Here is a 25,163-nt window from a genome sequence, read left to right as displayed (position 1 = left end):
AACATTCTTACCACCTCATCGGGCCACCACATCAAGACGCCCGAAGACGAGCGATCCCACCGCTCGGGCGTCGTCGCCCGTCCAGAACTCGGCCCACAGCTCTCCGAACTCGGTGCGCGACAGGTAGCCGTCTCCGTCGCCGTCGAGGTCGTCGAAGACGTCGTCGGTGTCGGTCGGCACGCCGGTCCACCCCACGACCAGTTGGTTGTACTCCCTGGCCGAGATCAGCCCGTCTCTGTTCACGTCGACCGCGTCGAACATCGACAGCGCCGTGGTCGCCACCGCGTGGGGCATCTGGTCGAGGCGGTCGACGATCACCATCACGTCGTCGATGGTCACCTGGCCGTCGGCGTCACGGTCGGCCGTGAGGAGGGTCGCCCACCAGCCCATCATGATCGAATGGACGCGGCCCTTCGGCTGCCCCTGGATCGCCGCCCATCGGGCCGCCAGCGCCTCGAAGTCAGATTCGGTCAGAAAGCCGTCGCCGTCGACGTCCATCGCGCGGAACACATTTGTGATCTTGCGGTACTGGAACTTGGTAGCCATCGGGCCACTCCCTTCACGGGTGGGGGACCTTGATGGTCACCAACCCGGGCGAGTGGCCACGATGACACCCTCAGTGACAGTTGTCTTACCGTGCGTGATTCGCGGTGAAGTCCATGATCTGGCGCCAGGCGTCGGCGCAGGCCTCGGCCCATTCGGCGAACGAACGGTCGAAGAACGAGTGAGGGGCGCCGTCGTAGATGACGGACGTGTTGGGTGTGCCCGCCGCGTCGAGGGCGGCGGTGAAGCCGTCGAACTCCTCTTCGGTCGACGCCGTGTCGGCCCCGCCGCGCAGCAGCAGAATGGGGGCTCCCGGCGTCTTGGGCACCTCGCCGATGCGGCGGATGGCGCCGTAGAAGCCGATCGCCCCGGCCAGGCCGCTGCCGTGGGCGCCCAGCCGCCACGAGTGGGAGCCGCCGAAGCAGAAGCCCGTGGTGAAGACGGGTTCGGGCAGCAGCGCGCGGGCGGCGGCGACGTCCAGGTCGACGTGCTCGGGCGTCACCTGAGCGACGTGGGGCTGCCAGTCGAAGTCCTCGCCGCGGTCGTCGGTGTCGGCGGTGCGGCCGAAATAGTCGATGGCGATGGTGTGGAAACCGGCCTCGGCGAAGCGTACGGCCAGGTCCCGGTAGTAGGGGTGGAGGCCGCGGATGTCCGGCAGAATGATCATCGACCAGCCGTTGGGCTCGGCGGGTTCCGCCCGGTAGGCCAGGACGCGGGTGCCGTCTTCGCTGGTCAGCGTGGCCTGCTCATGAGAGGCGACCGCCCCGGCCACCGGCGGCGCGGGTGGCCTGCTGTCGGTGCTGTGACACATGGGGCCGATCTTGTCACACGGGTTTCGGCAGGCCTGATATCAGCGTGTCGATGAGCCGGTCGTAGCTCTCGTCGATCTCGTAGGGGAGACCGAAGCCGCCCACCGACTCCAGGGTGACGAAGCCGTGGATGGCGGCCCGGAACCCGCGGGTGACGTGGATGGCGTCGGCCCCGTCGAGGCCGTAGTGGCGCAGCGCCGCCAGGGAGATGTCGATGAATCTCTGGGCGGGTTCGGCCAGCTCGGGGGCGGCGGTGTTGTTCATGGCGGCGTACCGGCCCGGATGGTCTTTGGCGTAGCCCCGCCACGCGTGGGCGAAGGCGCGCAGGGCCCCGTCGCCGGACCGCCCGGCGATCGCCTCGTAGCCGCGGTCGACGAGTTCGTTCATGACCCTGATCGACACCAGCGTGGTGAGCTCGGCGAGGTTTCGGACATGCTTGTAGAGCGAGGGCGTGGCGACGCCCGCCCTGCTCGCGACCGCCGACAGGGTGACCGCCTCAGGTCCGCTCTCGTCGACGATCGCGATGGCGAGGTCGACGACGATCTCGGGCGTCAGGCCCGCCCTAGCCACGCGCGTGCTCCGCCAGGAACGGCAGCACGACGCCGGCGACCCGGTCGGGGAACTGGGCGTGGGGGTAGTGCCCCGCGCCAGGGATCATCGCGACGGTCCCGTTGGGAGCGGTCGCCGCGATGCCGTCGGCCTCGGCCTTCGGGTCGGCCCAGTCGGGATCGCGGTCACCCATCACGACCAGGGCCGGGGCCTTGACCAGGGGCAGCTTCCCGTCTGCCTCGTCCAGTGAGCTCGTGCCCATCTTGGCGACGACGTCCATGTGCAGGGTGGGCTCCAGTGCGCTCAGGTAGGCCTGCCAGTCGGCGGGCTTCTCGCCCGGGTAGGCGTGGTCGAGATACTTCTTCCACAGGCCCGCGCTGCGCAGGGAGGCGGCGCCCATCAGCAGCATCATCCCGCGCCGGTGGTGCCCGTTGCGCAGCAGCGCCCCGAAGGCGATCTTCTGCGCCCGCGTGAACGGCCCGACCAGCACGACCGCCCTGACCAGCTCGGGCGCGTCGACCGCCGCGATCGTCGCCGACCCGCCCGCGAACGAGTGCCCCACGATGACGGCCGGACCGCCCAGCTCGCGGATGACGGCGAGGAGATCTCCCGCCGTGTCGGTACGCGTGTAGGAGGCCCACCCGGAGGTCGAGTCACCGTGGCCGCGCAGGTCGACGGAGGCGACCCGGTATCCGGCCGCGACCAGCTTGGGCGCCAGGAACCTGTAGGCCTTCCGGCTGTCACCCATCCCGTGGGCCAGCACGACCAGCGGGCCGTGCCCCTCGACCTCGTAGGCGATCCTGCCACCGTCTCGTTCCACATAGCTAATGCTCATAACCAAAAAGCTAATGCCATTAGCCGATGCCGTCAAGCCCTCGTTTTCCACAGGGGCGCGGACGGCCGCCACGAAACGTCGGCGGCACGGGAGAAGCTGGCGTCGCCCCGGGTGGGTGGGCCGGTTCGTGCACGTCGGCAAGACCGGCCCGGCGTGCTTGGTGAGGCCTGGCGGTGGCCGATCAAAAACGTGGCCCCCTGAGCCGCAGCCGAGACGTGCCGTCTCAGGATGCACGGCCCGGCTGATGAGGCTTATGTGAGTCGAGCCGCCCTGAGCTGCAGATAGCGCTGTCTGGGCAGGCTGGTTGAGGCCTCCGCCGCTTCCAGGTAGGCCGCTCGCGCCGCCGTGTGGTCGCCGGTCATCTCCAGCAGATGGGCGCGGACACCCAGCACCCGGTGGTCGGCCGGGGTGATCGTGGCCAACTCGGCCAGGCCTGCTGCGGGGCCATCCGTCATGGCCAGGGCCACTACTCGGTTCAGGGCCACCACTGGTGTCGGGGTGATCCGGAAGAGGAGGTCGTACAGGGCGCGGATCTGGAGCCAGTCGGTTTCCCCGGCCGTCGGAGCCTCGTCGTGGAGGGCGGCGATGGCCGCCTGTAGCTGGTAGGGGCCGGTGTCGCCGCGGGGCAACGCCTCTTCCAGCAGGGCCACGCCCTCGGTGATCTGCTCCGGATCCCAGCGCGAGCGGTCCTGTTCGTCCATGGGGATCAGGACCCCGCCCGGGCCGGTGCGGGCGTCGCGGCGGGCGTCGGTGAGGAGCATCAGCGCCAGGAGGCCCGCCACTTCGCCGTCGTCGGGCAATGTCGCGCGGAGCATGCGGGTCAGGCGGATCGCCTCGCGGGACAGTTCGACGCGTTGCAGATCCGGGCCCGAGGTCGTCGCGTAGCCCTCGTTGAAGATCAGGTAGAGGACGTGCAGGACCACGCCCAGCCGCTCCGCCCGGTCCCGGGGGAGGCCGAACCCCTGGCCGCTCTCCTTGATGGTCTGTTTCGCCCGGGTGATGCGGCGGGTCATCGTCGCCTCGGGCACCAGGAAGGCGCGGGCGATCTCCGCAGTCGTCAGGCCGCCCACGGCGCGCAGCGTCACCGCGATCTGGGAGGCCGGCGACAGCGACGGGTGGCAGCACATGAACAGCAGCACCAGCGTGTCGTCACCGGCCGCGGGTGGGTCCGCCGGTGACGGGGTCCAACGGGCCACCGTCTCCTCGCGTTCGCGGCGGGACTGCTGGCTGCGCAGCAGGTCGGTCAGGCGCCGGGAGGCGACGGTGATCAGCCACGCCTTCGGGTTGGCGGGGACACCCTCGGCAGGCCACTGGGTGGTGGCGGCCAGCAGCGCCTCCTGGACGGCGTCTTCGGCCGTGTCGAAGTGGCCGTACCGGCGGACCAGCGCGGCGAGGACCTGCGGCGCGTTGTCACGCAGCAGGTCCTCCACGCCGGGCGGAAACGTCATTCGAACATGTCGTCGAAGTGTTCCATGATGGGCCGCACGTCGACGTACTGGCCCTCGCCCTCAGGGCCCGGAGTGTGGGCCAGTTGCGCGGCGATCTCGGTGGCGCGGTCGAAGCTGGCGCACTCGACGATCGTGTAGCCGACCAGGACCTCCTGCGTCTCCGGGTAGGGGCCGTCGGTGACGACCGGAACCCCGCCCTTCAGCGAGATGCGGCGGGCGTGGACGGGCGCCGACAGGCCCTTGGCGTCGACGAACTCGCCCGACGCGACGAGGTCGTTGTTCCACTTCTCCATGAACGCGTGCATTTCGGCCACTTCGGGGCCGCCGGTCGCCATGGCGTCGAAGTCGTTCTGTGAGCCGTACAGCATGATCATGTATTTCATGATTCGTTCTCCCTTCGCTCACCCGATACGTCGGAGCCGGGGACTCCCGCCGGACATGTCCTGACGACAAAATACGGGGCATGACGGAGGTCACATTCACCCATATCGGCGGCCCGACGTTACTCATCGAGTTCGAGGGTCTCCGCATCCTGACCGATCCGACCTTCGACGCGCCCGGCCGGCGCTACAACTTCGGCTGGGGGACCTCGTCGACCAAGGTCGCCGGCCCGGCGCTCACGCCCGAGCAGATCGGGCAGGTCGACGCCGTCCTGCTCACCCACGACCACCACGACGACAACCTCGACGCCGCCGGACGGGCCTTCCTGAAGGACGTCCCGCTGGTGATCACCACTCACTCGGGCGCCACCCGGATCGGCGGCACCGGCCTGCGGCCCGGGGAGTCGACGACCCTGAACGGCGTCACGATCACCGCCACCCCCTGCCGCCACGGGCCGCCGCTGAGCCACCCCATCACCGGCGACGTCATCGGGTTCGCCCTCGAATGGTCGGGTCAGACACACGGCCCGTTGTGGATCACGGGAGACACGGTCCTGTACGGCGCCGTGCGCGAAACCGCCCGCCGTCTGAAGCCCGGCACGGTCGTCCTCCATCTCGGTGGGGTGCGGTTCCCGATCACCGGGCCGCTGCTCTACACGATGACCGGCCGCGACGCCGCCACCCTTCTCACCGACATGGCTCCGGCGAACGTTTTCGCGGTGCACTGGGAGGGCTGGTCGCACTTCAAGGACGGCCGGGAGGGCATCGTCGAGGCCCATGTGCCGGTGACCTGGTTCCCGATGGGTGAGCCCCTGACCGCCGAGGTCTAGTTTTCACGCGTCCCTTTTGGGGGACTTTGTCCGTTATGCGAGTAGTTGTGGTGGGGGCAACCGGCAACGTCGGCACGAGCGTCATCGAGGCGCTGGAATCAGATCCCGAAATCACCTCGATCGTGGGGGTGGCCCGCAGGCTGCCCGGATTCGACGGCGAGAAGACCACCTACCTGGCGGCGGACATGTCCACCGACGACCTGGTCGACATCTTCACCGGCGCGGACGCGGTCATCCATCTCGCCTGGCTGTTCCAGCCGACGCGCAACCCGATGCGCACCTGGCGCAACAACGTGCTGGGCGGGATACGCGTCTTCGACGCCGTCGCGGAGGCGAAGGTCCCCGCGCTGGTGTACGCGTCGTCCGTCGGCGCCTACTCACCCAGCGGCCCGGGAGGGCTGGTCGACGAGACCTGGCCCACCAACGGCTGGCCCGGCGCCGCCTACGGCCGGGAGAAGTCCTACCTCGAAAGGGTCCTGGACGTCTTCGAACGCGACCACCCCGGCATCCGGGTGGTGCGGATGCGCCCCGGCTTCATCTTCAAGCGCGAGGCCGCCACGGAACAGCGCCGCATCTTCGGCGGGCCCTACGTTCCCCGGGTCGGCCATGTCCCGGTGGTGCCCGGCATCCCCGGGCTGAAGCTCCAGATCATGCACAGCGACGACGCGGCCGCCGCCTATCACCTGGCGGTGAAGCGCCAGGTCAAGGGCGCCTTCAACATCGCCGCCGAGCCGGTGTTCGACATGCCCATGATGGCCGAACTGCTCGGCGCCCGCCTGGTCCCGGTACCCGCGGGCCTGGCCCGCGCGGCGGTCGCGGCGGCCTGGCGGCTCCGCCTGATCCCGGCCACCCCGGGGATGCTGGAGATCGCCCTCCACATCCCGATCATGAACACCAGACGCGCCCGCGAGGAACTCGGCTGGACGCCGCGCTACTCCTCGCGCGAGGCGATCACGGAGTTCCTGGCGGGCCTGGGCGAGGGCGCGGGTATGGACACCGCGCCTCTCCAACCGGAAAAGGGCCTGAAGGGCCGGGCTCGCGAGGTGACCACCGGAAGCGGACGTCGCTCCTGAGAACCACAGGCGGGGCGGAGGGATCTCGCCCTCCGCCCGAGCCTCGTGTGATCGATCACCGCGTTCTCGTCAGCTCACGCCCGCCGGGACCGGGGTGTCCTCCTTCTCCACCGTCTCGCGCAGGGGCGCGGGACGGAAGAAGAGGGTGGCGATCACGCCGAGGGCGGCGATGCCGGCCGACACGAGGAAGATGTGGCCGGTCGCGTCGGCGAAGGCCACCGGGAGCGGGTGTTCGGTGACACCGGCGGCGACCTGGTTGGCCAGGATCGCGCCGAGGACCGACACGCCGATGGTGCCGCCGAGGGAGCGGAAGAAGGTGATCGCGCCGCTGGCCGCGCCCAGGTCGCTCAGGGCGACCGTGTTCTGCATCGCCAGGACGAGGTTCTGCATGGCCATGCCGACACCGGCGCCGACCAGGACCATCGACGGGATGATCAGCCAGATCGACGTGTCGTGATCGATCATCGAGAGGCCGAGGAAGCCGACGGTGAGCAGGCACGCACCCGCGATGATCCACGGACGGACCTTGCCCGTACGGGAGATGATCTGGCCCGAGATGGTCGACGAGAGCAGCACACCGGCCATCATCGGGATGGTCATCAAGCCCGCCTCGGTGGGGCTGAAGCCGCGTCCGACCTGGTAGTACTGCCCGAGGAACACGGCGCCGCCGAACATGGCCATGCCGACCGCGAGGCTGGCGAGGATGGCCAGCGCGGGGGTGCGCTGCCTGATCACGTGGAGCGGGACGACCGGCTCCTTGGCCCGCGACTCGACCCAGACGGCCAGGCCGAGGATCACGACGGTGCCGCCGACCATGACGCCGGTCTGCCACGAGATCCAGTCGAAGGAGTTGCCGACGAAGGTGATCCAGATGAGCAGCAGGCTCACCCCGGCGGCGATGAGGCCCGCACCGGCGTAGTCGATGGTGGTCTCACGACGCACGGTCTCGATCTTCAGCGTCTTGAACAGCAGCGCCCAGGCGACCACGCAGAACGGGATCGAGATGAAGAAGCACCAGCGCCAGCCGAGCCAGTCGGTGTCGGCGATGAGCCCGCCGAGCAGCGGGCCGCCGACGGTCGCGACGGCCATGACGCCACCGAGGTAGCCGTTGTACTTGCCGCGCTCCTTCGGCGGGATGATCGCCGCGATGATCACCTGGACGAGCACCTGAAGCGCGCCCATGCCGAGCCCCTGGATCGCCCGGAAGCCGATCAGCTGTGCGGTGTTCTGCGCGAATCCGCAGGCCAGCGAGCCGACCAGGAACAGCCCGACGGAGATCTGGAGAAGGGTCTTCTTGTTGTAGAGGTCGGCGAGACGGCCCCAGATCGGGGTGGACGCGGTCGCGGTCAGCAGGGAGGCGGTGACCACCCATGTGTACTGCGACTGGCTCCCCTTGAGGGAGGTGATGATCTGCGGGAGCGCGACCGAGACGATCGTGCTGCTGATCATCGCGACGAAGAGCACGAGGAGGAGACCGCTCAGGGCCTCCAGGATTTGGCGGTGATTTTTGCTCACCAGGCAAGTTTACCCATTGCGCAAAATTGCGCGCACAGTAGGGTGCCCCCTGTGGGACTGAGAGAGCGGAAGAAGGCGGAGACCCGCCAGGCGGTACACCAGGCCGCCCTGCGGCTGACCGTGGAACAGGGCTTCGACGCGGTGACGGTCGAGGCCATCGCCGACGCCGCCAACATCTCCCGGCGCACCTTCTCCAACTACTTCGCCGCCAAAGAGGACGCCGTCCTCTACGGCGAGGAACAGCGCATCCAGGACCTCGTCGAACGCATCCGCCGCCGCCCTCGGGGCGAGCGCGCCTGGCCGGCCCTCTGCGGCGCCGCCGCAGATCTCTACGAGGAACAGGGCGCCGGCGCCGACCGCGAGTGGGCCATGCGCACCCGCCTGGCCCGGCGGCACCCGGCGCTGCTCGCCCGCCAGCTCGGCAACCAGGTGATGCTGGAGCAGGAACTCGCCGTCGAGATCGCCGCCCGCGAGGGCCTCTCGGCCGACGCGATGCGGCCCCGCATCCTGGCGACGGCGTTCCTCGCGGCGCTTCGAGCGGCGACCATGCTGTGGCTCGACGAACGGGAATCCCGGCCTCTGGGTGAGGTCCTCGACGCGAGCCTGAAGGAAATGAGCCGCGACTTCACCCAGGCGTGAGCATCTGAAAGTTTCGGCGTAACGAGACAAACATTTCTCTGTCGTTTCCAGGCCGTGTTGCCTATTCTGCCGATGCGAAGGATTTCAGGACCTCGGGGTTGCTCGAAATATTTCGGAACGGTGGTGGCCGTGCGGGCTGACCGACACCTCATGCTGCCCGACCTGCTCAGGCGCCGAGGCGCCGAGCAGGCGGAGAAGACGGCGATCGTGGTGGCCGACGTCGGGGAGATCACGTTCGGCGCATGGGACCGGCGAGCCGATGCGACCGCCCGCGCTCTCGTCGACCGGGGGCTGTCGCCCGGCGACCGGGTGGCCCTGGTCTTCGGGGAGCGTGACTGGATCGACTACGCGGTCGCCTGGTGCGGGGTGCTCCGGGCGGGGTGCGTGGCGGTGCCGCTCTCGGAGCGATTAGCCCCGGCGGAGATCGATCATGCGCTGAACGACTGTGGTGTCGTCCAGACGATCTCCAAAGAGAGCATGGCAGAGCTCGACCAGAGCAGCGGCGAGCCCGTGGACCGGGCGATGAACCCCGGCGTCCTCGCACAGATCATCTACACCTCCGGCACGACCGGACGGGCCAAGGGCGTCGGCGCGACCCACGCCAATCTGGCCTTCGGCACCGACCCCCGCCACCGCGAACTCACGCATTCACAGCACTTCCTGCACGCCTTCCCGATCGGCACCAACGCAGGGCAGGCCATGCTGATCAACGCCCTCGACGCCGGCCCCGCCGCGCTCACCCTGCCGATGTTCACGCCGGGACGCTTCGCCCGGCTCATCGAGATCTACGAGGTCGGGACCGTGTTCGTCGTCCCGGCGATGGCGATCCAGCTCCTCAACGCGGGGGTGCACGAACGCCACGACTTCTCCTCGGTACGGCTGCTCGGTTCGACCGCCGCGAGCCTGCCGCCGTGCGTGGCCGCCGGGATGGCGAAGGCGTTCCCGAAGGCGACGATCGTCAACTACTACACCTCCACCGAGGCGGCCCCCGCGCAGACCGTGATGATCGTCGACCCCACCCGGCCTGCGTCGGTCGGACGGCCCTCCCAGGGCGGCGACCTGCGGATCCTCAACCCCGACGGCGCGAACGCGAAGCCCCACGAGACGGGCGAGGTCTGGCTGCGCTCCCCGGCCGGAAGCCGCGTCTACTACGGCGACCGCCAGGCCACCGACCGGGTGTTCCGCGACGGCTGGGTGCGCATGGGCGACATGGGCTACCTCGACGACGACGGCTACCTCTACCTGGTCGACCGGGAGAGCGACGTCATCAAGTCGGGCGCCCACAAGGTGTCGACGCTCCAGGTCGAGGCGGCCCTGCACGAACATCCGGCGATCGCCGAGGCGGCCGTCGCCGGGCTGCCGCATCCGGTGCTCGGCCGGGTGGCGGGCGCGGCGGTGGTGACCAGGGCGCCGGTGACGCGCGGCGAGCTGCGCACGTTCCTGCGCGACCGGCTCGCCCCGCACGAACTGCCGAGCCGTCTGGTGTTCGTGGCCGAGCTGCCCAAGAACCACCTCGGCAAGGTGGTGAAGCCCCGCCTGCTCGATCTGATCGGGCCGGCCGACACCCCTCCGGGACGAAGATGAACGCGACACCCGCACAGCTCGGCAACGCGCTGCAGCTCCCGGACGGCGACGAGGTACTCGCGGCGGCGTCGGCGGTCGCCGACCGCGAGAAGCTGCTCGTCGCCTGGAACGACACCGCCGTCGCCTACCCGCCCGTCACGCTGCCCGAGCTGTTCACCGCCCAGGTGAGGGCGACCGCCGACGCGGTCGCGGTCTGGTGCGACGACCGCACGCTGACCTACGCCGAACTCGACATGGCCACCGGACGGCTGGCCGGGAAGCTGCGCAGGCTCGGCATCGGCCCCGGCGACCTGGTGGCGGTGAAGATCCCCCGCTCCGACGACCTGCTGATCGCGTTGCTCGCCGTGCAGCGGGCGGGCGCGGCCCACCTGCCGCTCGACCCCGACCACCCGGCCGAACGCCTCGACCGGATCGTGGCCGACGCGCAGCCGAAGATGGTGCTGACACGGGCGCGTACCGACGAACACGAGGGCTACCTGCGGCTGGTCTCGCCCGACGACCTCGCCTACGTCATCTACACCTCGGGCTCGACCGGACGGCCGAAGGGTGTGGAGCTCACCCACGGCAACCTGGCGAACCTGCTGCTATCGATGCGCGACCTGCTGTCGCCGACCCCGCAGGACCGATGGCTCGCCCTCGCCTCCCCCGCCTTCGACATCTCGGCCCTGGAGATGTTCCTGCCGCTGATCACCGGCGGCCGGGTGGTGATCGCACCGCCGGAGGCCGCCCGCAGACCCGAGGCCCTGGCCCGCCTGGTCACCGAGCAGAAGGTGACGTTCGTGCAGGCCACGCCCTCGGTATGGCGCCTGCTGCTGCCCGGCGGGATCACCGGGGCGACCGCCCTGACCGGCGGGGAGGCGCTGCCCGCGCCGCTGGCCGCCGAGCTCAGGCGGCGCTTCACGCGGGTGGTCAACCTCTACGGCTCCACCGAGACGACCGGCTGGAGCACCTTCAGCCTCGACGACTCCATCGGCAGGCCGATCGCCAACACCCGGGTCTACCTGCTCGACCCGGAGCTGCGCCCGGTGCCGATCGGGGTGAAGGGTGAGCTCTGCATCGGCGGCGCCGGGGTGGCCCTCGGCTACCGCTGGCAGGCCGAACTGACACACGAGCGGTTCGTACAGGACCCGTTCGGGGCGCCTGGCGACCGCCTCTACCGGACCGGCGACCTGGCCCGCTACCGCGAGGACGGCACGATCGAGTTCCTCGGGCACCGCATCGAGCCCGCCCGGACCGCGCCTCCGCTGACCCCGGCGCAGCGGCGGTTGTGGTTCCTGCACCGGCTCGATCCGGCGGACGCGTCGTACAACAGGTGTCTGCCGCTGCGATTACGCGGCCCGCTCGACCATGATCGCCTTCAGGAGGCGATCAACGGGGTCGTGGCCCGGCACGAGAGCCTGCGCACCTCGTTCGCCGACGGTCCGACAGCGGTGGTGCATCCGCCGCGCCGTGTCCCGGTCGAGTTCCTCGCCTCCCGGGACCCGAGTGAGCTGGTCGCCGAGCGGACCAACGCGCCGTTCGACCTGACCGAGCCGCCGTTCCGGGTGAGCCTGTTCGAGGTCGCCCCCGACGACCACGTGCTCTGCTTCGTGCTGCACCGCATCATCGCCGACGGCTGGTCGCTCGGGGTGCTGCTGGACGACCTGTTCGCGCTCTACCAGGGTGAAGAGCCACCTGACCTGGCTCTTCAGTTCGGTGACGTCGCGGCCTGGCTCCCCGAGCCGTCGGTGGAGTTCTGGCGGGCCGAACTCGCGGGGGCGATGAGAACCGAACTCCCGGCCGACCTGCCCCACGGCGGCGCCCGGGTCGGCGCCTTCCACCGGTTCCACGTTCCCGAAGAGGTGGTCGGGCGGCTCGAACGGCTCGACGCGTCGCTGCTCATGGTGCTGGCGGCGGCCTACCAGGTGTTCCTTGCCCGCCACTCGGGTCAGCTGGACATCCTCGTCGGTACGCCCTGGGCCATCCGTGACCGCGTCGAGTTCGAGCCGATCATCGGCTGTCTCACCGACACCCTGGTCCTGCGCGCCGACCTGACCGCCGACCCGGCGTTCACCGACCTCCTGGCCACGACGGAGACGACCCTGCTGACGGCACGCGCCCACGGCAGCGTGCCGTTCGAGGAGGTCGGCGGCGACCTGCTCCAGACGATGGTCACCCTGCACACCCAGGCGCCGCCGGAGCGGGCCGGCGACCTGCGGGTGGAGCCGTACGACGGCGGCTACCGCCAGGCCGAGTTCGGCTTCGCCCTGGAGGCCTGGCGGAAGAAGGACGGCCTGCTGGCGGTCTTCGGCTACGACACCTCGCGCCTCCGGGCCGAGACGGTGGCGGAGCTGTCGCGGCGGTTCACCCTCCTGCTGGAGGCCATCGCCGACGACCCTTCCCAGCCGATCTCTTGCTTGCCGCTGATGGCCGTCGAGCCACCTGTACCGCCGGGGTCGCCCGGTGAGCTGTATGTCGGCGGCTCCGCCGGAGGCTTCGCCCATGTGGGTGATCTCGCGGCTGCGGGAGGCGCTGGATCTGGACGTACCGATAAGAACGGTTTTCGAGCGGCCGACGGTGGCGGGGCTGGAGATGGCATGACCGAGGAACTCAGGATCCGGCTGGCCGGCATGATCTCGGCGGCGTCTGGCGGCACGATCAGCGCGGCCGACGTGCTGGCCGGGGAGTACACGCTGTCCGCGCTCGGGCTGACGTCGCTGGCCCGCATCAGCCTGATCGACACGATCGAGGACGTCTTCGACTGCGAGATCGACCTCAGCGGCGACCTGTCGTCGTTCGAGGACGTCGACACCCTGGTCGAGGTGCTGTCATGAAGATCGAATTCCGTGGCCCCAGCGGGGGAGAGGCCCCGCTGACCTGGGGCCAGCGCCTGATGTGGCGGGCCGTCCACCTGATGGGCCCCAGCCAGACCTACCTGAACTGCCCCTTCGTCTTCCCCGTGTACGGCCGCCGCGACCTGTCCGCGGTGCTCGACGCGCTGCGCGTGCTGATCGAACGGCACGAGACCCTCCGCACGACCTGGGTCGCCGGCGTCCAGCGCGTGAGCCGCGACGGCGTGCTGGAGCTCGACCTGGTCGAGGCGGGCGAGGAACGCGGCCTCCAGGTGGCCGAACGCGTGGCCGCCGAGCTGGCGCACACGGTCTTCGACCACTCGACCGACCTGCCACTGCGCTGCGCCGTCGTGGTCAAGGACGGCCGCCCGTTCGCGCTGGCCTGCGTCTTCACCCACCTGGCGGTCGACTATCAGGCGCTCGCCCTGCTCGCCGACGAGTGGCGGGCCCTGCTGCGGGGGCTCCCGCTGCCGCCGGTCCAGTGGCAGCCCCGCGACCAGGCCGAGCTGGAGGCGACGCCGAGGTGGCAGGCCCGGTCGGCCCGGTCGATCGCCTACTGGCGCGACATGCTCGAAGAGGTTCCTCTGGACGTGTTCGACCACGCCCCCCGCGATCCTGAGGACCCCCGGTTCATCGAGGTCGGCATGGAGTCGACCGCGTTGGCGGTGGCCGCGCTGAAGCTGGCCGAGCGGATGAGGATCAGCACCACCAGCGTCCTGCTCGCCGCCTGCGCGACCGTGCTGGGCGAGGTCAGCGCGCGGTCGCGGGTGGTCATGCAGCTCGTGCACAGCAACCGCCGCGACGCCAGAACCCAGGAGATGGTCGGCACCGTCGGGCAGGACGCCCTGATCGCCCTCGAACCGGGGGAGTTCACCGACTTCTGCCAGATCACCCACCGGGCCGCCCTCCAGGCGTACCGGAACGCCAACTACGACCCCGACGCGATGACGCTGATGCGGCAGGAGGTCGGCGCGCGCAGGGGCGGCGAACACGACCTCGACGCCTTCTTCAACGACCGCCGCGCGGTCGCGGGCTGGCCCGCCCTCCCGCAGGACGCGGACCTGTCGGTGGCGACGACCCGGACGTACACCGACAACGCCTGGCCCGGCGTCAGGTTCAAGGTCTTCTTCACCGTCGGCACGGCCACCGAGACCGGGCAGCTCAGCCTGATCGTCGACACCGCCTTCGTGCCCCGCGCACGGGCGGAGGCGATGCTGCGCGCGGTCGAGGCCCTGTTGGTGAAGGCGGTCTAGTCGGCGATCGGGCGCCCGAAGTCGATCGCGGCCAGGACGCCGGGAGGCGTGGTGGTGCGGAGCTGCGCGTCCGGCCGCAGGCCGAGCGCGTCGTTGACGGTGGAGAAGGCGATGCGCAGCGCCACGAACGTCGTGACGTCGAAGATCTCGGCGTCGGTGAGCCCGGCGGCCCGCAGCTCCTCGACGTCGGCCATGGTCGTCGCGTTGGGGCGCCGGGTGACCTTGCGGGTCCACTCGGCGACGGCGTGCTCGGCCTCGGTCAGGCCGGCGTCGTCACCGTTGAGCACCGACACCACCGTCTCGGGGTCGGACCAGGCCGCGAGCCTGTTCCCCCACGCCAGCGCGCAGTAGGAGTTGCCGTAGGCGGCGGCGCAGGCGGTCACCATGATCCCCCGCAGGCGGAGCGGCATCCCCCGCGTGACCTCTTTGGCCATCCCCAGGATTCCCGCGCCCACCTCGGGACGGTAGCCCCAGAAGCGGGTGGCGTTCATGACGTAGCCGAACTCCTCGAGGTCGACCTCGGCCTCGGCCGGGACCGCCTCCATGTCACCCAGAAAACTCATCACGCCTCCTTCGACGCGTTCATCGGAGCAACGCGGTCAGCGCCGGGTTGTCGATCTCGGCCCCGAGCATCCGCGCGGAGGCCAGCGCCGTCCGGTCGCCGAGACGGGCGTTGTGCAGGTGGGCGCGGACCACCCATTCCCGCATGTCACAGCGGGCCGCCAGCGACCCGAGCGCGGCCACGAGCGGGCGGGCCCTGTCGTCGTCGCCGGTGTCGAGCGCGCAGGTGATCGTCGCGTCGAGCACGTTGGCGTGCAGCCACTGGTAGCGGTCGGGCAGGCGGACGCAACTGTCGGCCGCCTGGCCGAGCCAGCGGGCCGCCGAGACGTGGTCGCCCCGGTCCCGGTTGAGCAGGCCGAGCCCCCGCGCGGCCGTCCCCTCCCAGCACGGATCTTCGACCTGGCAGGCCAGCACCCAGGCTCTTTCCATGCCGTCGGCGGCGGCGTCGACGTCTCCCCTGCGCAGGTCGATCTCGGCCTGCAGAGCGGTCGGCCACGGCAGGAACGCCATCCAGCGCTGTTCCTCGGTCAGTTCGAGCGACCGTTGAAGCGCCGCGGTCGCCTGCGAGCGTTCGTCGCGCATCAGGTGGACGCGGCCGAGGATCGACAGCGACCACGCGTGCTGCTTGTGGTCGCCGCAGCCGGCGGCGAGTTCGATCGACTCCTCCAGGTGCCCGATCGCGGCCGGGTAGTCGCCCTGGTCGGAGGTGTTCTGGCCGAGCACCCCGCGGACCGCCGCCTTCTCGGCGGCCGTCTGCGCCAGCGCGGCGGCCTTGGTCAGCCAGGTGGTCGCCGCGACCCGGCGCCCCGCCTTGACCTCGACGAAGCCGAGTTCCCGGTGCGCGGTCACCGCGACCGACCGTTCCCCCGAGGCGGCGGCCAGGACGATCGCCTCGTGCAGCGCGAGCGACCCCTCTTCGTCACGCCCCTGGACGGCGTGGACCAGGGCGCTGCCGAGCGCGCAGTAGGCCCGCGCCTTGAGCGCCTGGTCTCGCGTCCGGGACGCCTCGGCGACCGCCGTGCGCAGACAGTGGATCCCGGCCGCGGCGGCGCCCGCCGAGATGGCGGCCCGGCCGGCGTCGAGCTGGCTGATCGCCGCCGCCCGGCCGCTGAGCGGCGGCAGCATCGGCGAGTCGGAGCCCACCGTGGCCGCCTCCCGCAGCGCGGGCGAGGTCTTCACGCCGAGCTCGCGCCGCAGCAGGTCTTCGCACACGGCGACCTGTTTCAGCGCCGCCGTGCGGTCTCCGGCCATGGTGAGGCCGCGGACCAGCAGCTCGTGGTTGCCCTCTTCGAGCGGGTTGCGTTCGACCGCCTTGGCGGCGTACAGAACCGCTTCTTCCGGACGCCCCTCGGCGAGCAGCCGTGCGGCGGCCTGCCGGAGCCGGGCCTCGATCATCGACGAGACGCGGTGGCGGACCACCAGGAGCCACGACTCGAACTCGAGGGAGGACGCCAGGTGCACACCCTCGAGCAGCTCTCCCCCGAGTTCGAGCAGCGGTGCGGGATCTCCCTCCTGATCGAGGAGAACCCGCACGTCAACGGTCACGTGCGGACCGAACTCGGTCCGCACGGGATCACCCGCGAAGGCCTCGCGCAGGCCCAGGGCGCGGCGCAGTTCGGCCAGCGTCCAGCGCAGCGCGCCCAGCGGGTCGTCGGCGTCGCCGAACAGCAGCTCGGCGACGCGTTTCCGGCTGGGCGGCCGTTCGGCCAGCAGCAGATAGGCGAGCAGGGCCCAGGCCTTCCGGCCGCGCGGCGGCCTGGCCACCACGCCGTCGAGCTCGACGATCGGCGGCCCGAGCAACCGGATCGACACCATGGGCCCCGCTCCTTCCCCCCTTGTCCGCCGCGTCAGCCGGCGGCCAGTCTCCGCACGTCCTCAGTGGTCAGCGGCTGGCCGCCGATCCCCCAGTTCCCGCTCTTGACCTCGTCGATGACGACCCAGGTGACCTGGCGCATGTTCTCGCCCTCGATGGCGACCATCGCCTCGGTCAGGGACGTCACGATCTCGGTCTTCTGCTTGTCGGAGAAGACGCCTTCGATCACTTTCACATTGATGAGTGGCATGAGCCCAGTTCCACTTTCACTTTTCGTTGGTGATGGGACGTCCGGCGCTCTTCCAGGCCGTGAGCCCACCGTCGAGGTGGGACACGTCCCGGTATCCGAGGGTCTGCAGCGTGCGCGCCGCCAGAGCCGACCGTCCGCCCGAAGCGCAGAACAGGATCGTGGCCCGCTCCGGGTCGAATTCGGCCCGGTGATAAGGGCTGGCCGGGTCGGCGTAGAACTCGAGCATCCCCCTGGGAGCGAGGACGGCCCCCGGGATGGTCCCCTCCTTGTCGACTTCCCCCGGCTCCCGCAGGTCAACCAGCGTGACCTGACCGGCGTCGAGCGCCTTGGCCACGTCATCGGCCGACAGGTTGCCGATCTGCGCCCGTGCCTGGGCGATCAGATCCTTCACCGACTCGCTCACTGTGTCCCCCTCTTGGACGTCGTCGTCGTTACGTCACCGACTATCCGGGGGTGCCGTGTGAGGGAGCGTGTGCGTTTTCCGCGGAATAGCGGACAGACCGAATCGTGACCGTACGTGGCGCTGGAGCGCTCCTATAGTGAGTTCGTGAACGCGGAGCCTGGCATACCGACGCAGATCGACGACTATCGCATCCTCCACCGCATCGGACACGGCGGTCAGGGTGCGGTCTTCCGCGCCGAGGACCCCCACGGCACCCCGGTCGCGCTCAAGGTCATCCACGACGAGCTGTCGAAGAACTCCGACCACCGGCGGCGCTTCCTCCGCGAGGTCGAACTGGCCCGCCGGGTGGCCCCCTTCTGCACGGCCCGCGTGCTCGACGTCGGCGTCTTCGGCGACCGCCCCTACATCGTGAGCGAGTTCGTGCCGGGGGCCTCGCTGCACCACGTCGTGCAGCAGGAGGGCCCGCGCACGGGAGGCGGCCTCGAACGCCTGGCCGTGGCCACCGCCACCGCGCTGGCCGCCATCCACCGCGCGGGGATCGTGCACCGCGACTTCAAGCCGAGCAACGTGCTGATGGGCCCCGAGGGCCCGGTCGTGATCGACTTCGGCATCTCCCTCGCGCTCGACCACACCGCGACGATGTCGGGCTCGATCGGCACCCCCGGCTACATGGCGCCGGAGCAGATCGAGAACGGCGAGGTCACCCCCGCCGCCGACGTGTTCGCGTGGGCGGCGACCATGGTCTTCGCGGCGACCGGGAAGCGCGCCTTCCCCGGCGACACCGTGCCGCAGCTCATCAACGCCATCATGAACCGCGACCCGGTGCTGACCGGGGTGCCGTCGGGCCTCAAGCCGCTGATCCAGCAGGCCCTGAACAAGAACCCCGCGTTACGGCCGACCACCGCCGACGTGGTGAAGACCCTGACGGGCGACGAATTCGCCGTCGAGACCATGCCGCTGCCCCCGTCGGCACCCGTCGTTAAAAAGAGCCGGCGTTCGGCCTGGCTGGCCGGCGCCCTCGCGGTCGTGGTGGCCGGAGGGGTGCTGACCTGGCAGCTCTGGCCGAAGGGCGACGACTCGGCGACCGGCGACGGCGTCCGCATGGAGACCTCGCTGGCGCCGGTGACCTTCGGCAAGCCGATGGGTGAGCCGATCATGGTGCAGGAGGACGACGTCCGCAGCGTCGCCCTGACCATGGTCGGCGGGGTGCCGATGGTGGTCAGCGGCGGCGACGACAACACGGTCCGGGTGACCAACCTCAACGACCGCAAGCAGTACTACGAGATGGCCGGCCACGAGAAGTGGGTCAGGCAGGTCGTCACCGGCAACCTCGACGGCGCCGAGATCGCCCTGACCGCCAGCGACGACGGCACCATCCGCATCTGGGACCTGCGCGACGGCACCCAGATGAGCAACCCGATGATCGGCCACGAGGGCCCCGTCAAGAGCGTCGCCATGGGCGAGACCGACGACGGCGCGCCCATCGCGGTGAGCGGCGGCGTCGACCACACCATCCGCGTCTGGGACCTGCACAGCGGCGAACAGCTGGGCGAGCCGATCACCGGCACGACCAAGGAGGTCTGGGCGGTCGCCCTGGCCCGGGTCGAGGGGAAGCAGGTGATCGTCAGCACGGGCGGCGAGGGCTGGGTCCGCGTCTGGGACCTCAACACCAGGCAGCAGATCGGCGAGCCGATGACCGGCCACATCGGCTGGACCCGCTCGATCGCCATCGGCGCCCTCGACGGCAAGCCCATCGCGATCACCGGTGGAGAGGACAAGACCGCCCGCCTGTGGGACCTGACGACCCGCACCAGCCTCGGTTCCCCGCTCACCGGCCACGGCAGCTGGATCCACTCGGTCGCCTACGGCGAGATCGACGGCAAGCCGATCGCCGTCACCGCCAGCGAGGACAAGACCGTCCGCGTCTGGGATCTGTCGACCCAGAAGGAGATCGGCAAGCCGCTCGAAGGCAACACCGACCGCGTCTGGGGCGTCACCTTCGGCACCCTCGGCGACAAGCCGATCGCCGTCGCCGGCGGCCGCGACCAGTCGATCCGCGTCTGGGACCTGTCACCCCCGCTGCCGAGCTGACAGCGGGGGCGTCTCCCTCAGATCACTGCGTCGACGTGTACGTCGTGAACGACGCCTGGTTCGCCACCGGCGCCGCCCCCGAATAGCAGGCGACGTTCCGCACGAACGCGGTCCCGCCCGACGTCGCCCAGATCGACTGCAGGTTGCAGTGTTCAGGCCCCGGCCCGAACGCCGTGACCTGCACGTGGTCGATCGCGAACCCGACCCTCGGGAACGTCACCAGCCGCAGCCCGAGCCCGGTCGTCCGGATCGTGTTGAGCATGCCCTGCGAGTTGTAGTTCACGTCCACCGGCAGCGGCGAGTAGGGCCCCGGGTTGGCCGGTGTGCCGTCGAACGTGTAGGCGAAGTTGGCCGGCGGCAGCCCGCGCCCGACGAGGTTACGCTCCTTGTGGTAGGTCAGCGAGAACCCGCTGTGCTGCGGCACGTTGGCCGAGTTGAAGCACCGCACCTCGACCTGCTGGGCGGCCGGGACAGGCGACCACCCCGACACCTTGCACCGCGCGAGCGCCGTGTCGTTCTGCGCCGTGACCTGGAGGTTCCCCGCCTGCCCCGGCGACCCGAGCCCCGGCAGCACGACCTTGTACCACCCGATCCCCAGGATCGTGACAGTGTTGATCCCGCCCGAGGAGTTGTACTGCGAGGCGATCCCGGCGTTGTAGTGGACGTACCCGAACCGGGCCGTCGCCGGAGCCGCCATCGCCCCGGAACTCTCCGAGTAGGACACCGTGAACGGCACGAACGCCGGAGCCCCGCCGAACTGATGGCAGCGCACGGTGACGATCTCGTCCGGCAGCACGGGCGTCCACTTCCACGCCTGGCAGATGTGCGGCGTCGTCGCCACGGCCGTGACGTGCACGACCCCGCGAGGCCCCCCGATCTGCGGGAACCGGACGATCGTCTCCCCGGGCACCCCAGGGGTGACGGTGACGTTGAACGCCCCCGACCAGCTCCCGGCCTGGTGGCTGAGGACGGGCACTCCGGACGAGACGTTCACATAGGCGTACCCCCAGCGATTGGGTACGGCGGCCTGAGCAGGGGCGACCTGGACGAGCCCGAGAACGACGACCAGGGCGAACAGGATGCGGGGTAATCGCGACACGAAGGATTTCCTTCCGGCGTGAGGGGTGGTCACGCCGTTCATAAACCGGAAATCCCATTGTGAGAAGTAGGTGTCCACGGACCGTCAGGACTGCTTGGCCAGGCCTCTCGCGATGACCAGGCGCTGGATCTGGTTCGTGCCCTCGAAGATCTGCATGATCTTCGCTTCGCGCATGTACCTTTCCACCGGGAATTCGCGCGTGTACCCATAGCCGCCGAACACCTGGACGGCGTCCGTCGTCACCTTCATGGCCGCATCGGTCGCGACCAGTTTCGCCACCGACGCCTGCCGCGAGAACGGCACGCCCGCGTCCTTCCGGCGAGCGGCGTCGATATAGGTCGCCCGTGCCGAGTCGACGGCGGCGGCCATGTCGGCCAGCAGGAAGCCGAGGCCCTGGTGGTCGATGATGCGTTTTCCGAAAGTGGTCCGCTCCTTGGCGTAGGAAACAGCAGAGTCGAGGGCCGCTTGGGCCAGGCCCGTCGCACAGGCCGCGATGCCCAGCCGCCCCGAGTCGAGGGCGCTGAAGGCGATCTGCAGCCCCTGTCCCTCCGCGCCGATCAGGCGGTCGGCCGACAGGACGGCGCCGTCCCAGTGGGCGCTGGTGGTGGGCACGGCGTGCAGGCCCATCTTCTCTTCCGGCTTGCCGAAGGTCAGGCCGTCGACCTGCCCCGGCGCCAGGAAGCAGGAGATCGACTTCTCTCCGGTGCGGGCGAACAGGGCGTAGAAGTCGGCCTTGCCGCCATGGGTGATCCAGGCCTTCGCGCCGTTGATCTCGTAGCCGTCGGTCACGCGGGTCGCGCGGCAGGTCAATGCCGCGGCGTCGGAGCCCGCCTGAGGTTCCGACAGGCTGTAGCCGCCGACGAGGTCGCCGGCCAGCATGTCGGGGAGCCAGCGTTCGACCTGTTCGGGGGTACCGAACATCGCCAACGGATGGCACGACAGCGAGTGCACACTCACCGCCACGGCGACCGAGGCCCAGCGGGCGGCGAGTTCTTCGAGCATCTGCAGGTAGACCTCGTAGGGCTGGCCGCCTCCGCCGAACTCCTCCGGGTAGGGGAGGCTCAGCAGGCCGGCGCCGCCAAGAGTGGCGAAGAGCCCTTCGGGGTAGGTTTCGGCGCGCTCGTGCCTGTCCACGATGGGCAGCAGTTCTTTGTCCGCCACCTCGCGGGTCAGGTCGAGCAGGTCACGGGCCTCCGGGGTGGGGAGGAGTCGGTCGACGGCCACAGGGTTCTCCTGACATCGGTCGCTTTGTCAGCCCGATGCTCTCAGAAGTGGTCGTCACGCTCTGCGTCGCCTCAGCCGAGGGGCGACGCCATGAGCGTCGACGGAATGGGGCTGTGGCGCGGCTCAGCCATGGCCGCGCGTTCGCCCTTCGATTCCCACGTGCTTCTCAGGGAGAAAGGGTACCGCTGTGCCCCCGTGGGTGGGGGCACGCCAATCGTGATCTCTTTCGCGGTAGGTCTCTGTTCACATCGGGTTTCGAGGCGGTGCCCTGGCCCGATGGTCGGGGGTGCCGACGAGGTCGGCGGAGGTTGGCCGCCGCAGCGCGCTGTACACCTGAATCGGCCGGTTATCTCTGACCAGAATCACCGGCACGAATTCGACGAGCAGATAATTTCTCGTTGTTCTTATTGTGCGCGTCACCGTGGCATCTCCGCCCGGCGCGAGATCGCCGGGCCACCACGGTAGATTGACGCGCCCGACGAGGGTCTCCTGAGTGTCGACCACCACATCCGGCACCGGCGTCACCGACAGGGCATGAGCCGTACCTGCGGGAACGAACAATCCGATGACGGCGACGGCGAGCGACACGATAATCGCCCACGTTCTGTCGATCAGTCTGCTCACAACACACCCCCACAATTATCGAGCTCATTTGATTTTCGCCCCGGGGGGTGGCGCCTTATTTAGTGACACCCCTGAACTACCCCCTGCGATCACCGCCGTAAACAGCCTTCTCAAAGAAAAAATTCGAGCTCTGGGTTGTGGGCTTGTGTCCGTTTTCTTCAGGCCCGGTACGCAGGCTAAATCCGGATATCCCGGCGAACGGTGAGCCATTGTCGGCTCCGCCCGACAGGTGCGCCGTGTGCCGACAGATCAGGCTTTCTGCCACCGAATTAATCGGCGAAGTGCCCGATCTGAACGTTTCACGTCTCACCTCGGACGACATTACGACGATCACGACATTGATTGACCGGTTGAGTCTGGATTTCTACGGTCTGGTCGTCGGACGCTCCCCAGATTGGACCGGCTATGAAACGTTTCGCCCTCATCGCGTTAGGGCTGCTGGTGGCCACGGCCGCCCTGCAAGGCCCGGCCACGGCAGCCGTCGCCTGCCGGATCGACTACACCGTCGGCAGCTCGTGGCCGGGCGGCTTCTCTGCCAACGTCACCGTCAACAACCTGGGCGACCCCGTCGACGGATGGCGGCTGACCTGGACGTACACCGCCGGGCAGGTGGTCACCCAGGCGTGGAACACGACCCTCACCCAGAGCGGTGGCGGCGTGACGGCGGCCGACGCGGGCTACAACAGGCAGCTCGCGACCGGCGGTTCGACCGCGTTCGGCTTCAACGCGTCGATGAGCGGCACGAACAACCCGGCGCCGACGAACTTCGCCCTCAACGGCGTCGCCTGCAACGGCACCCAGCCCAGCCCGACCCCCACGCCGAGCCCGACGCCGACTCCCACGCCCACACCGACACCCACGCCGACTCCCACCCCCACCCCGACGCCGACGGCGGGTGCCAAGCAGGTCGAGGATCTCGATCGGGGGGTCATCTCGGTCCGCAGCGGCAGCGCGAACCTCGTCTCGTGGCGGCTGCTCGGCACCGAGGCGCGGGAGACCACGTTCAACGTCTACCGGTCGGACACCCGGGTGGCGACCGTCTCCAACTCCACGAACTACCTGGACAGCGGGGCGGCGGCCGATGCGACGTACACGATCAGGGCGGTGAACGGCGGTTCGGAGGGCCCGGCCTCGGAGAGTTCGCTGAGGTTCGCCAGTGGCTACCTGGACGTCCCGATCACGCCGCCGAGCTCCAACTACGCCGCCAACGACGCCAGCGTCGGCGATCTCGACGGTGACGGGCGGGTCGACCTGGTGCTCAAGTGGGAGCCGAGCGACGCCAAGGACAACTCCCAGTCGGGCGTCACGTCCCCGGTCTACGTCGACGGGATCAGGCTCGACGGCACCCGCCTGTGGCGGATCAACCTCGGCAGGAACATCCGCGCCGGAGCGCACTACACCCAGTTCCAGGTGTACGACTACGACGGCGACGGCCGCGCCGAGGTCGCCATGAAGACCGCCGACGGAACCGTCGACGGCCGCGGCGTGACCATCGGCAACGCGAGCGCCAACTACGTGAACTCCTCCGGCTACGTGCTCTCCGGCCCCGAGTTCCTGACCATGTTCAACGGCCAGACGGGCGCCGCGATGTCGACCGTCGACTACGTCCCGGCGCGCGGCACGGTGTCGAGCTGGGGAGACAACTACGGAAACCGGGTCGACCGGTTCCTGGCCGGGACCGCCTACCTCGACGGCCAGCGCCCCTCGCTGATCATGTCGCGCGGCTACTACACCCGGGCGGTCGTGGTCGCCTGGGACTTCCGCAACGGCTCGCTGACCCGCCGGTGGACGTTCGACTCCAACAACGCGACCTCCTACGCGGGCCAGGGCAACCACAACCTGTCGATCGCCGACGTCGACGCCGACGGCCGCGACGAGATCGTCTTCGGCGCCGCCGTGATCAACGACAACGGCACCGGCCTCTACAGCACCGGGCTCGGCCACGGCGACGCGCTGCACGTGGGCGACCTGAACCCGTCCAGGCAGGGACTGGAGATCTTCAAGGTCGACGAGGACAGCTCGAAGCCGGGCTCCTACATGGCCGACGCGCGGACCGGCCAGATCCTCTGGCAGACCGCCTCGGGCGGCGACAACGGCCGGGGCGTCTCGGGTGACATCTGGGCCGGCAGCGCGGGCGCCGAGTCGTGGTCGGCCCGGGACACCACGCTGCGGTCGCCGACCGGCGCCTCCCTGGGCCGGGAGCCGTCGTCGATCAACTTCCTGGCCTGGTGGGACGCCGACCCCGTACGCGAGCTGCTCGACGACGTGCGGATCGACAAGTACGGCACGGGCGGGGACACCCGCCTGCTGACCGGGTCGGGCGTCCACTCCAACAACGGGACCAAGGCCACGCCGTCACTGTCGGGCGACATCCTCGGAGACTGGCGTGAGGAGGTCGTCTGGCCGACCAGCGACAACCGGGCGCTGCGGATCTACTCGACCCCCACCGTGACCACGGTCAAGATCCACACCCTGCTGCACGATCCGATGTACCGGACCGCATTGGCCTGGCAGAACACCGCCTACAACCAGCCGCCCCACCCGAGCTTCTTCATCGGCGACGGGATGGCGACACCGGCCAGGCCGAACGTGTACGTGCGTTAACCGGTGATCTCGCCCTTGCGCTCGCAGCGGGGGCAGATCCGGAAGCGGCCCTTGATGAGGCCGGAGTCGAGAGTGCCCTTGCCTCCACAGCGAGGGCACTTTCGGAGAGGGTGGCTGGACGCCGCGCCGTAGTAGATCAGGATCACGGCGAGGATGAGCAGGACAGGCATCAGAGTGTCCATGGGACTCCCCTTTCAGGAGAGCT

At 69.7% G+C, this 25,163-nt stretch carries 23 protein-coding genes; 8 read left to right on the top strand and 15 right to left on the bottom strand.

Annotated elements, in window-relative coordinates:
- Positions 1-15: 15 nt before the first annotated feature.
- The 6 genes from ACYQ78_RS15645 to ACYQ78_RS15620 all read right to left on the bottom strand — a co-directional run bounded on the left by ACYQ78_RS15645 (position 16) and on the right by ACYQ78_RS15620 (position 4,567).
- Entirely contained in the window at positions 16-546 is a 531-nt protein-coding gene (locus tag ACYQ78_RS15645) for an EF-hand domain-containing protein (protein WP_459801543.1), read from the bottom strand.
- 85 nt (positions 547-631) lie between these two features.
- Positions 632-1,354: a dienelactone hydrolase family protein gene (locus tag ACYQ78_RS15640; RefSeq protein WP_459801542.1), complete on the bottom strand. Its 723-nt coding sequence runs from the start codon at positions 1,352-1,354 to the stop codon at positions 632-634.
- A gap of 13 nt (positions 1,355-1,367) precedes the next feature.
- The gene (locus tag ACYQ78_RS15635; RefSeq protein ID WP_459801541.1) at positions 1,368-1,922 is read right to left on the bottom strand and encodes a TetR/AcrR family transcriptional regulator; all 555 of its coding nucleotides are present in this window, start codon (positions 1,920-1,922) and stop codon (positions 1,368-1,370) included.
- Complete coding sequence (locus tag ACYQ78_RS15630) at positions 1,915-2,736, bottom strand: alpha/beta fold hydrolase (protein ID WP_459801540.1); 822 nt, start codon at positions 2,734-2,736, stop codon at positions 1,915-1,917. Before ACYQ78_RS15630 ends, ACYQ78_RS15635 begins: the two co-directional genes overlap by 8 nt.
- A 251-nt stretch (positions 2,737-2,987) precedes the next feature.
- Entirely contained in the window at positions 2,988-4,184 is a 1,197-nt protein-coding gene (locus ACYQ78_RS15625) for an RNA polymerase sigma factor (RefSeq protein WP_459801539.1), read from the bottom strand.
- Positions 4,181-4,567, bottom strand: coding sequence for a YciI family protein (locus ACYQ78_RS15620; protein WP_459801538.1), 387 nt, complete (start codon positions 4,565-4,567; stop codon positions 4,181-4,183). Before ACYQ78_RS15620 ends, ACYQ78_RS15625 begins: the two co-directional genes overlap by 4 nt.
- A gap of 80 nt (positions 4,568-4,647) precedes the next feature.
- Between ACYQ78_RS15620 and ACYQ78_RS15615 the strand changes: the two genes are divergently transcribed.
- Both ACYQ78_RS15615 and ACYQ78_RS15610 read left to right on the top strand, forming a co-directional pair.
- A complete protein-coding gene (locus ACYQ78_RS15615; RefSeq protein WP_459801537.1) occupies positions 4,648-5,394 on the top strand; it encodes an MBL fold metallo-hydrolase in 747 nt (248 codons plus the stop codon).
- Positions 5,395-5,429: 35 nt separating this feature from the next.
- Entirely contained in the window at positions 5,430-6,467 is a 1,038-nt protein-coding gene (locus ACYQ78_RS15610) for an NAD-dependent epimerase/dehydratase family protein (RefSeq protein WP_459801536.1), read from the top strand.
- A gap of 69 nt (positions 6,468-6,536) precedes the next feature.
- Here ACYQ78_RS15610 and ACYQ78_RS15605 read toward each other — a convergent pair whose 3' ends face one another.
- Complete coding sequence (locus tag ACYQ78_RS15605) at positions 6,537-7,982, bottom strand: MDR family MFS transporter (RefSeq protein WP_459801535.1); 1,446 nt, start codon at positions 7,980-7,982, stop codon at positions 6,537-6,539.
- Positions 7,983-8,033: 51 nt separating this feature from the next.
- Here ACYQ78_RS15605 and ACYQ78_RS15600 point away from each other — a divergent pair, with 51 nt between their 5' ends.
- From ACYQ78_RS15600 to ACYQ78_RS15585, 4 genes are all read left to right on the top strand, one after another.
- Positions 8,034-8,621, top strand: coding sequence for an acyl-CoA-like ligand-binding transcription factor (locus tag ACYQ78_RS15600; protein ID WP_459801534.1), 588 nt, complete (start codon positions 8,034-8,036; stop codon positions 8,619-8,621).
- Positions 8,622-8,750: 129 nt separating this feature from the next.
- A complete protein-coding gene (locus ACYQ78_RS15595) occupies positions 8,751-10,205 on the top strand; it encodes a class I adenylate-forming enzyme family protein (protein ID WP_459801533.1) in 1,455 nt (484 codons plus the stop codon).
- Positions 10,202-13,018 (top strand): amino acid adenylation domain-containing protein, encoded by a 2,817-nt coding sequence (locus ACYQ78_RS15590; RefSeq protein WP_459801532.1) that lies wholly within the window; start codon positions 10,202-10,204, stop codon positions 13,016-13,018. The genes ACYQ78_RS15595 and ACYQ78_RS15590 overlap by 4 nt, the downstream gene beginning before the upstream one ends.
- Positions 13,015-14,289 (top strand): condensation domain-containing protein, encoded by a 1,275-nt coding sequence (locus ACYQ78_RS15585; protein ID WP_459801531.1) that lies wholly within the window; start codon positions 13,015-13,017, stop codon positions 14,287-14,289. The genes ACYQ78_RS15590 and ACYQ78_RS15585 overlap by 4 nt, the downstream gene beginning before the upstream one ends.
- On the opposite strand, the gene ACYQ78_RS15580 is transcribed toward ACYQ78_RS15585, so the two are convergent.
- From ACYQ78_RS15580 to ACYQ78_RS15565, 4 genes are read right to left on the bottom strand one after another with little or no spacing between them, the layout of a single operon-like run.
- Positions 14,286-14,852: a carboxymuconolactone decarboxylase family protein gene (locus ACYQ78_RS15580; RefSeq protein ID WP_459801530.1), complete on the bottom strand. Its 567-nt coding sequence runs from the start codon at positions 14,850-14,852 to the stop codon at positions 14,286-14,288. The genes ACYQ78_RS15585 and ACYQ78_RS15580 overlap by 4 nt on opposite strands.
- 19 nt (positions 14,853-14,871) lie before the next feature.
- Entirely contained in the window at positions 14,872-16,665 is a 1,794-nt protein-coding gene (locus tag ACYQ78_RS15575; RefSeq protein ID WP_459801529.1) for a tetratricopeptide repeat protein, read from the bottom strand.
- 32 nt (positions 16,666-16,697) lie between these two features.
- On the bottom strand, positions 16,698-16,913 hold the full coding sequence (locus ACYQ78_RS15570; RefSeq protein ID WP_066366801.1) for a tautomerase family protein: 216 nt from the start codon (positions 16,911-16,913) through the stop codon (positions 16,698-16,700).
- A 16-nt stretch (positions 16,914-16,929) separates the two neighbouring features.
- On the bottom strand, positions 16,930-17,316 hold the full coding sequence (locus tag ACYQ78_RS15565; protein ID WP_459801528.1) for a rhodanese-like domain-containing protein: 387 nt from the start codon (positions 17,314-17,316) through the stop codon (positions 16,930-16,932).
- A 144-nt stretch (positions 17,317-17,460) separates the two neighbouring features.
- Here ACYQ78_RS15565 and ACYQ78_RS15560 point away from each other — a divergent pair, with 144 nt between their 5' ends.
- A complete protein-coding gene (locus ACYQ78_RS15560; protein ID WP_459801527.1) occupies positions 17,461-19,407 on the top strand; it encodes a WD40 repeat domain-containing serine/threonine protein kinase in 1,947 nt (648 codons plus the stop codon).
- A gap of 22 nt (positions 19,408-19,429) precedes the next feature.
- Here the strand turns inward: ACYQ78_RS15560 and ACYQ78_RS15555 are convergent, their stop codons facing one another.
- The 3 genes from ACYQ78_RS15555 to ACYQ78_RS15545 form a co-directional block, all read right to left on the bottom strand.
- Positions 19,430-20,506, bottom strand: coding sequence for a hypothetical protein (locus ACYQ78_RS15555; protein WP_459801526.1), 1,077 nt, complete (start codon positions 20,504-20,506; stop codon positions 19,430-19,432).
- Between the two features lie 84 nt (positions 20,507-20,590).
- Complete coding sequence (locus ACYQ78_RS15550; protein WP_459801525.1) at positions 20,591-21,730, bottom strand: acyl-CoA dehydrogenase family protein; 1,140 nt, start codon at positions 21,728-21,730, stop codon at positions 20,591-20,593.
- A 243-nt stretch (positions 21,731-21,973) separates the two neighbouring features.
- Positions 21,974-22,354, bottom strand: a complete 381-nt coding sequence (locus ACYQ78_RS15545; protein ID WP_459801524.1) for a hypothetical protein — start codon at positions 22,352-22,354, stop codon at positions 21,974-21,976.
- Positions 22,355-22,759: 405 nt separating this feature from the next.
- On the opposite strand from ACYQ78_RS15545, the gene ACYQ78_RS15540 reads away from it, so the two are divergent.
- Positions 22,760-24,958, top strand: coding sequence for a rhamnogalacturonan lyase family protein (locus ACYQ78_RS15540; protein WP_459801523.1), 2,199 nt, complete (start codon positions 22,760-22,762; stop codon positions 24,956-24,958).
- Here the strand turns inward: ACYQ78_RS15540 and ACYQ78_RS15535 are convergent.
- Positions 24,955-25,140 carry a DnaJ-like cysteine-rich domain-containing protein gene (locus ACYQ78_RS15535; RefSeq protein ID WP_459801522.1) on the bottom strand — a complete coding sequence of 62 codons (186 nt, stop codon included), beginning with the start codon at positions 25,138-25,140 and terminating at the stop codon, positions 24,955-24,957. The genes ACYQ78_RS15540 and ACYQ78_RS15535 overlap by 4 nt on opposite strands.
- Positions 25,141-25,163: the final 23 nt, after the last annotated feature.

It is taken from the genome of Herbidospora sp. RD11066 (assembly GCF_054661255.1).
Note: the sequence above shows the minus strand (reverse complement) of the source record. Positions and strands in the feature narration are given on the sequence as shown.

Bases quoted from the DNA above. Each gene is read 5' to 3' on its own strand.
- ACYQ78_RS15645 (WP_459801543.1), bottom strand. From the start codon at position 546: ATGGCTACCAAGTTCCAGTACCGCAAGATCACAAATGTGTTCCGCGCG.
- ACYQ78_RS15640 (WP_459801542.1), bottom strand. From the start codon at position 1,354: ATGTGTCACAGCACCGACAGCAGGCCACCCGCGCCGCCGGTGGCCGGG.
- ACYQ78_RS15630 (WP_459801540.1), bottom strand. From the start codon at position 2,736: ATGAGCATTAGCTATGTGGAACGAGACGGTGGCAGGATCGCCTACGAG.
- ACYQ78_RS15625 (WP_459801539.1), bottom strand. From the start codon at position 4,184: ATGACGTTTCCGCCCGGCGTGGAGGACCTGCTGCGTGACAACGCGCCG.
- ACYQ78_RS15620 (WP_459801538.1), bottom strand. From the start codon at position 4,567: ATGAAATACATGATCATGCTGTACGGCTCACAGAACGACTTCGACGCC.
- ACYQ78_RS15615 (WP_459801537.1), top strand. From the start codon at position 4,648: ATGACGGAGGTCACATTCACCCATATCGGCGGCCCGACGTTACTCATC.
- ACYQ78_RS15610 (WP_459801536.1), top strand. From the start codon at position 5,430: ATGCGAGTAGTTGTGGTGGGGGCAACCGGCAACGTCGGCACGAGCGTC.
- ACYQ78_RS15590 (WP_459801532.1), top strand. From the start codon at position 10,202: ATGAACGCGACACCCGCACAGCTCGGCAACGCGCTGCAGCTCCCGGAC.
- ACYQ78_RS15585 (WP_459801531.1), top strand. From the start codon at position 13,015: ATGAAGATCGAATTCCGTGGCCCCAGCGGGGGAGAGGCCCCGCTGACC.
- ACYQ78_RS15580 (WP_459801530.1), bottom strand. From the start codon at position 14,852: ATGAGTTTTCTGGGTGACATGGAGGCGGTCCCGGCCGAGGCCGAGGTC.
- ACYQ78_RS15575 (WP_459801529.1), bottom strand. From the start codon at position 16,665: ATGGTGTCGATCCGGTTGCTCGGGCCGCCGATCGTCGAGCTCGACGGC.
- ACYQ78_RS15570 (WP_066366801.1), bottom strand. From the start codon at position 16,913: ATGCCACTCATCAATGTGAAAGTGATCGAAGGCGTCTTCTCCGACAAG.
- ACYQ78_RS15540 (WP_459801523.1), top strand. From the start codon at position 22,760: ATGAAACGTTTCGCCCTCATCGCGTTAGGGCTGCTGGTGGCCACGGCC.
- ACYQ78_RS15535 (WP_459801522.1), bottom strand. From the start codon at position 25,140: ATGGACACTCTGATGCCTGTCCTGCTCATCCTCGCCGTGATCCTGATC.